Source organism: Streptomyces sp. NPDC006450 (assembly GCF_040612195.1).
Classification (GTDB): domain Bacteria; phylum Actinomycetota; class Actinomycetes; order Streptomycetales; family Streptomycetaceae; genus Streptomyces.
Genome location: NZ_JBEXPT010000016.1, coordinates 68,311 through 74,310 on the forward strand (window position 1 = coordinate 68,311; position 6,000 = coordinate 74,310).

The 6,000-nt window shown below is 73.4% G+C and carries 6 protein-coding genes; 5 read left to right on the forward strand and 1 reads right to left on the reverse strand.

All coding sequences use genetic code 11. The annotated features are described in order from the left end of the window. Positions 1 to 9: 9 nt before the first annotated feature. Complete coding sequence (locus tag ABZY57_RS08910) at positions 10 to 1,113, forward strand: phosphotransferase family protein (RefSeq protein ID WP_356509618.1); 1,104 nt, start codon at positions 10 to 12, stop codon at positions 1,111 to 1,113. A 27-nt stretch (positions 1,114 to 1,140) separates the two neighbouring features. On the opposite strand, the gene ABZY57_RS08915 is transcribed toward ABZY57_RS08910, so the two are convergent. Then, entirely contained in the window at positions 1,141 to 1,584 is a 444-nt protein-coding gene (locus ABZY57_RS08915; protein ID WP_356509620.1) for a hypothetical protein, read from the reverse strand. Between the two features lie 218 nt (positions 1,585 to 1,802). On the opposite strand from ABZY57_RS08915, the gene ABZY57_RS08920 reads away from it, so the two are divergent. The 4 genes from ABZY57_RS08920 to fxsA all read left to right on the forward strand — a co-directional run bounded on the left by ABZY57_RS08920 (position 1,803) and on the right by fxsA (position 5,925). Further along, positions 1,803 to 2,243, forward strand: a complete 441-nt coding sequence (locus ABZY57_RS08920) for an Lrp/AsnC family transcriptional regulator (RefSeq protein ID WP_250741559.1) — start codon at positions 1,803 to 1,805, stop codon at positions 2,241 to 2,243. Positions 2,244 to 2,431: 188 nt separating this feature from the next. Next, the gene (locus tag ABZY57_RS08925; protein WP_356509622.1) at positions 2,432 to 4,063 is read left to right on the forward strand and encodes an amidohydrolase; all 1,632 of its coding nucleotides are present in this window, start codon (positions 2,432 to 2,434) and stop codon (positions 4,061 to 4,063) included. 309 nt (positions 4,064 to 4,372) lie between these two features. Then, positions 4,373 to 5,194 carry a polyprenol monophosphomannose synthase gene (locus ABZY57_RS08930; protein ID WP_356509624.1) on the forward strand — a complete coding sequence of 274 codons (822 nt, stop codon included), beginning with the start codon at positions 4,373 to 4,375 and terminating at the stop codon, positions 5,192 to 5,194. Between the two features lie 137 nt (positions 5,195 to 5,331). After that, positions 5,332 to 5,925 carry an FxsA family membrane protein gene (gene fxsA, locus ABZY57_RS08935; RefSeq protein WP_356509626.1) on the forward strand — a complete coding sequence of 198 codons (594 nt, stop codon included), beginning with the start codon at positions 5,332 to 5,334 and terminating at the stop codon, positions 5,923 to 5,925. Positions 5,926 to 6,000: the final 75 nt, after the last annotated feature.

The window sequence follows — 6,000 nt, forward strand, 5'->3', positions numbered from 1 at the left end:
GGGTTTCCCATGGCAGGACCGGCACCGCGCCCCCGTACCTCCACCCGCGAACCCGAGGAGCTGGGCCGGCGCCTCGCCGCCTGGCTCGACACCGAGCTCCCCGGTGCGAAGGTCACCAACATCTCCGTCCCCGCTTCCAACGGGATGTCCAGCGAGACCCTGCTCTTCGACATAGAGCACCCCGACGCCCCGATCCGCGCCTGTGCGCTGCGCCTCGCCGCCGACCCGGCCGCCTACACGGTCTTCCCCACCTACGACATGCCCCGCCAGCACCGGGTGATGAGCCTGGTCGCCGCCCACACCGACCTGCCGGTCCCGCGCGTGCAGTGGCTGGAAGAGGACCCCGGCCCGCTCGGGGCGCCGTTCTTCGTGATGGCCCGCGCCGAAGGGCGCGTACCGCCCGACGTGATGCCCTACACCTACGAGGGGAACTGGCTGCACGCCGCGACCGACGCGCAGCGCGCCGTGCTCCAGGAGTCGAGCATCGCCCTGCTCGCCCGGCTGCACGACCAGTTCCCGCCCGAGGAGGCGCAGTTCCTCCTCGCGGAGGGCGACGGTAGCCCGCTGCGCCGCCACGTGGAGTCCCAACGCGCCTACTACGACTGGGTGGTGGCGGGGAAGTCCCGATCGCCGCTGCTGGAGCGGGCGTTCGCCCGCCTGGAAGAGCTCTGGCCGGACGAGGAGGGCGGCCCGGCCGTCCTCAACTGGGGCGACGCGCGCATCGGCAACGTCGTCTACGAGGCCGACGGCTTCGAACCGGTGGCCGTCCTGGACTGGGAGATGGCGGCCTGCGCCCCGCGCGAGGTCGACCTGGGCTGGACCGTCTACCTGCACTGCTTCTTCCAGGACCTGACGGTCGGTTTCGGCCAGCCGGGCCTGCCTGGCTTCCTGCGCCGCGAGGACATCGAACGCCGGTACGCCGAACTCACCGGGCACACGCCGCGGGACATGGAGTTCCACACGCTCTACGCCGCCCTGCGGCACGGGATCGTCATGCTGCGCATCGCCTACCGGCAGGCGCACTTCGGCGAGGTCGAGATCCCGGCGGATCCCGACAGCCTGATCCTGCACCATGCCAGTCTCACGGCCATGGTGCAGGGAACGTACTGGTAGGCGTACCGGTAACCGCCCGGCCCGGGCTCAGGCGGCCTGCGCGTGCTGGCGCATCTGCGGCACGACCGCGGGCGCCGGCATCCGCACGGGGCGCGAGCCGGGACCGCCGACGTGCGAGAACGGCTGGGTCCGCCAGTCCAGCCCCTGCGGCAGCGCCAGGTGGACGACGGGCTCCAGCTCCGGGGCCTCGTCGCCGAAGCCGAGGGTGGGCAGCGCGTCGGAGGCGGGCCGCCCGGTGCCCGCGCACACGGTGAGCCCGAAGGGGTTCCACGGGGTCAGGCAGAGGGCGTGCTCCGGCAGGAACTCCTCGTCCGCGACGAGGGCGATCGACTGGCCGCAGTCGGGGCAGGTCGCGTGGTGGATCTCGAAGCCCTCGGCGTATTCGAGGTAGTCGTCGTCGTCGGCGTAACCGCTCTCGACGATTTCCAGGGGCTCCGGTTCGGTGCGACCGGCGCGCTTGGTGTTCAGCATGGATGTACTCCCCCTTGGGTGGGCCGGGCGGGCAGGTTCTTCGGCCACGGCCACCCCAAGCACTTCCCGTCGCGCGGCACGAGTAACCACATCCGGCCGCCGTACGCCCGCATACGCCTGTGGCCTTGGTCACATGCCTGCCGCAGGTGCCACTTCAATCCGTGGACACGGCTGGGCCTGAACGGTTCGGGGCCGTAAGTTGTGCGGCTATGAGCGCAATGGAGGAGCTGGACCGCCAGATCGTGGATCTGCTCGTGCGGGACGGGCGGATGAGCTACACGGACCTGGGCAAGGCCACCGGACTGTCCACGTCGGCGGTCCATCAGCGAGTACGCCGGCTGGAGCAGCGCGGGGTCATCCGCGGGTACGCGGCCGTCGTGGACCCCGAGGCGGTCGGTCTTCCCCTCACGGCCTTCATCTCGGTCAAGCCCTTCGACCCCAGCGCACCCGACGACATCGCGGAACGGCTGGCCGGGGTCCCCGAGATCGAGGCCTGCCACAGCGTCGCGGGCGACGAGAACTACATCCTCAAGGTCCGCGTGGCCACCCCGCTGGAGCTGGAAGACCTCCTGAGCCGCCTGCGCGCCCTCGCCCACGTCTCCACCCGCACGACGGTGGTCCTCTCCACCCCGTACGAGGCCCGCCCGCCCCGGGTGTGACAGATCGGCCCAGATCCGGCCCCTCCGGCGTGTGAGGAGCGGGGTCCGGGGCGGAGCCGCCGGAAGCGGCGCCGCACGCGGCAGGGGGTCCGGGGAGCGGGGAGGGGCGGGCAAGGGAACCGCGCGGAGACGCCCCGGCGGAGGGGGCCGCGGTCCGCGGCGCGGAGCGCACCCGCCAGACTGTCCGCATGACAGACCGCACCGCCGACTCCGCCAAAGCCGCCGGAGGCCCCCGCCCCCGTACCCTCCTCCTGCGCGGCGGCGAGGTCCACAGCCCCGCCGATCCCTTCGCCACCGCGATGGTCGTCGAGCGCGGCCACGTCGCCTGGGTGGGCTCAGAGGGCGCCGCAGACGCCTTCGCGCAGGGCGTGGACGAGGTCGTCGACCTCGACGGGGCGCTCGTGACCCCCGCCTTCACCGACGCCCACGTGCACACCACCTCCGCCGGCCTCGCCCTGACCGGCCTGGACCTGTCCACGGCCGCCTCCCTGGCCGAAGCGCTCCAGCGCGTGCGCGCGTACGCGGACGGCCGCCCCGCCGACCGGGTGCTGCTCGGGCACGGCTGGGACGCCGCGCGCTGGCCCGAACGCCGGGCCCCCCGCAGGCAGGAGCTCGACGAGGCCACCGGCGGCCGCCCGCTCTACCTCAGCCGCATCGACGCGCACTCCGCGGTGGTGACCACGGCCCTGCTCCAGCTCGTCCCGGAGGCCCGCGGAGCCGCCGACGAGCCGCTCACCCGCGACGCCCACCACGCCGTGCGCCGCGCCGCGCTCGGCGCCCTCACCCCGGCCCAGCGCGCCGAGGCCCAGCGGGCCGCCCTCGACCGGGCCGCTTCCCTCGGGATCGGCTCCGTCCACGAGTGCGGCGGCCCCGAGATCTCCTCCCCGGAGGACTTCACCGCCCTCCTGGAGCTGGCGCGGACCCACCCCGGCCCCCGGGTGTCCGGCTACTGGGCCGACCGGGACCTCGCCCGCGTCAAGGAACTCGGCGCCGTCGGTGCAGCAGGCGACCTCTTCGTCGACGGAGCCCTCGGCTCGCACACCGCCTGCCTGCACGCTCCGTACGCCGACGCGGAACACACCGGCACCGACTACCTCGACGCGCGGGCCGTCGCCGACCACGTCGCCGCCTGCACCGAGGCGGGCCTCCAGGCGGGCTTCCACGCCATCGGGGACGCCGCGATCACCGCCGTCGTCGACGGGATCCGGGCCGCCGCCGACAAGGTCGGCCTGGACCGCGTCCGCGCCGCCCGGCACCGCGTCGAGCACGCCGAGATGATGACCCCCGCCACCATCGCCGCCTTCGCCGAGCTGGGCCTCACGGCCTCCGTGCAGCCCGCCTTCGACGCGCTGTGGGGCGGCGAGGAGGGCATGTACGCGGACCGGCTCGGTGCCGAGCGCGCCCGCACCCTCAACCCGTACGCGGCCATGCTCAAGGCCGGCGTCCCGCTCGCCTTCGGGTCCGACGCCCCGGTCACCCCGCTCGACCCCTGGGGCACCGTCCGGGCGGCCGCCTTCCACCACACGCCGGCCCACCGGATCTCCGTACGGGCCGCCTTCGCCGCCCACACCCGCGGCGGCTGGCGGGCCCTGGGGCGCGACGACGCGGGCATCCTCGTCCCCGGAGCCCCGGCCGACTACGCGGTCTGGGACACGGCCGAACTGGTGGTGCAGGCACCCGACGACCGGGTCGCCCGCTGGTCCACGGACCCCCGCTCCGGCACCCCCGGACTGCCGGACCTGACCCCCGGCGGGGAGCTGCCGGTCTGCCTGGCCACCGTGGTCGGTGGCCGGGAGGTATTCGTACGGCCACAGGGGTGATCCGGGTGGCGGTGGTTCGGTGAGGGCGGCCGGACCCGGATAGGTTCGGCCGGGTCCACCACCGGACGTCCGAACCGGACGGAGCCGATCGCTCAGCCGCGCCCGCGCCTCGGGGGCGAGGGAAGGTTTCGCCGCAAGGGTGTCCCCCCTGCTCCTCGAGAGACCAGGGGGCGGTGGCCTCAGGTCGGGGCCCTGCGGTCCAGTAGACAACGGTCAGGCGGCCCGCAGCCAGCGGGAGCCGGTCCGGCCCGAAGGACCGCGGGCCCCGATCGCTGTTCTAAAATCATCCTCTGCGACACGACGTACAGGATGTACGAGAACGCAAAAGGGGAATCAGTGAGCGACGGCGGACAGCGAAGCTACGGACCGCTCGGCACGGCCTTGGTGATCATTCCGACCTACAACGAGGCGGAGAACATCGGGCTGATCGTCGGCCGCGTCCGCGCGGCTGTACCCGGGGCCCACGTCCTGGTCGCCGACGACAACAGCCCGGACGGCACCGGAAAGCTCGCCGACGAGCTGGCGGCCGCGGACGACCAGGTCCACGTCCTGCACCGCAAGGGCAAGGAGGGGCTCGGAGCCGCCTACCTGGCCGGATTCGGGTGGGGCCTGGAGAACGGCTACGGCGTCATCATCGAGATGGACGCGGACGGCTCCCACCAGCCCGAGGAGCTGCCCAGGCTGCTCACCGCCCTGGAGGGCGCCGACCTGGTGCTGGGCTCCCGCTGGGTTCCGGGCGGCCGGGTCGTCAACTGGCCCAAGAGCCGCGAGTTCCTCTCGCGGGGCGGTTCCACGTACTCGCGGCTGATGCTGGGCGTCCCGATCCGCGACGTGACCGGCGGCTACCGCGCCTTCCGCCGCGAGACGCTCGAAGGGCTGGGCCTGGCCGACGTGGCCTCCGCCGGCTACTGCTTCCAGGTCGACCTGGCGCGCCGTGCCGTGCAGAAGGGCTTCCGCGTGGTCGAGGTGCCCATCACCTTCGTCGAGCGCGAGTTCGGCGACAGCAAGATGAGCAAGGACATCGTGGTGGAGGCCCTCTGGAGGGTCACCCAGTGGGGCATCAAGGAGCACGCCGGAAAGCTCTCGGGCAAGGTGTCGGACAAGCTGAGCGGCAAGGCCCGGGACAAGTAGCCCGCGCCAGGGCCGGGACAAGTAGCCCGCGCCAGGGCCGGGAGAAGCAGGCCGCGCCGGGCGGTCCGCCACCCCTAGGGGATGTCCGGTACCTCCGGCTGAGGACGTCTTTACGCCGGCCCAGGCACACTGGGGGTATGACGACCGGAGTTCCGACCTCTACGGCCCCCCGGCGGCGTTCGCCCGCCCGTACGTACGTTCCCCTGGCCATCGCGGCCTGGTTGATCCTGGAGATCTGGCTGCTCGGCCAGGTCGCCGGACTCATCGGCGGCGGGGGCGTCGCCCTGCTGCTCGCGGGCGGCCTGGTGCTGGGTGCGGTGGTCATCAAGCGGGCCGGGCGACGCGCCTTCAAGAACCTGACGGACACGTTCCAGCAGGCCCAGGAGGGCCGTCAGCCGACTCCGCCGCAGCCCGGCAAGCCCGGTACGGGCAACGGCCTGACCATGCTGGCCGGCCTGCTCCTGATGATGCCCGGCCTGATCTCCGACGCGGCCGGCCTGCTGCTCCTGCTCCCGCCCGTCCGCGCCGTGATCGGCCGCCGGGCCTCCCGCTCCCTGGAGCGGAAGATGGCCTCCGCGCCGGCGGGCTCCTTCGGCGACGCCTTCCAGCAGGCCCGGATCCACTACCCCGACGGCAAGGTCGTCCCGGGCGAGGTCATCCACGGTGAGGTCATCCGCGAGGACGGGCCGCAGCGGTCCGACAACGGTTACCGGCCGCCGCTGACGCCCTGAGCTCCCGAGCCGCTGGACGCCCTGGCGGAACGGCACAGCAAAGCCGAGGGGCCCCACCACACACTGTGTGGTGGG

What these genes read in the sequence shown, in the direction of transcription:
- ABZY57_RS08930 (WP_356509624.1), top strand. Translation starts at nt 4,373, where the DNA reads ATGTACGAGAACGCAAAAGGGGAATCAGTGAGCGACGGCGGACAGCGA.
- fxsA (WP_356509626.1), top strand. Translation starts at nt 5,332, where the DNA reads ATGACGACCGGAGTTCCGACCTCTACGGCCCCCCGGCGGCGTTCGCCC.
- ABZY57_RS08920 (WP_250741559.1), top strand. Translation starts at nt 1,803, where the DNA reads ATGGAGGAGCTGGACCGCCAGATCGTGGATCTGCTCGTGCGGGACGGG.
- ABZY57_RS08925 (WP_356509622.1), top strand. Translation starts at nt 2,432, where the DNA reads ATGACAGACCGCACCGCCGACTCCGCCAAAGCCGCCGGAGGCCCCCGC.
- ABZY57_RS08910 (WP_356509618.1), top strand. Translation starts at nt 10, where the DNA reads ATGGCAGGACCGGCACCGCGCCCCCGTACCTCCACCCGCGAACCCGAG.
- ABZY57_RS08915 (WP_356509620.1), bottom strand. Translation starts at nt 1,584, where the DNA reads ATGCTGAACACCAAGCGCGCCGGTCGCACCGAACCGGAGCCCCTGGAA.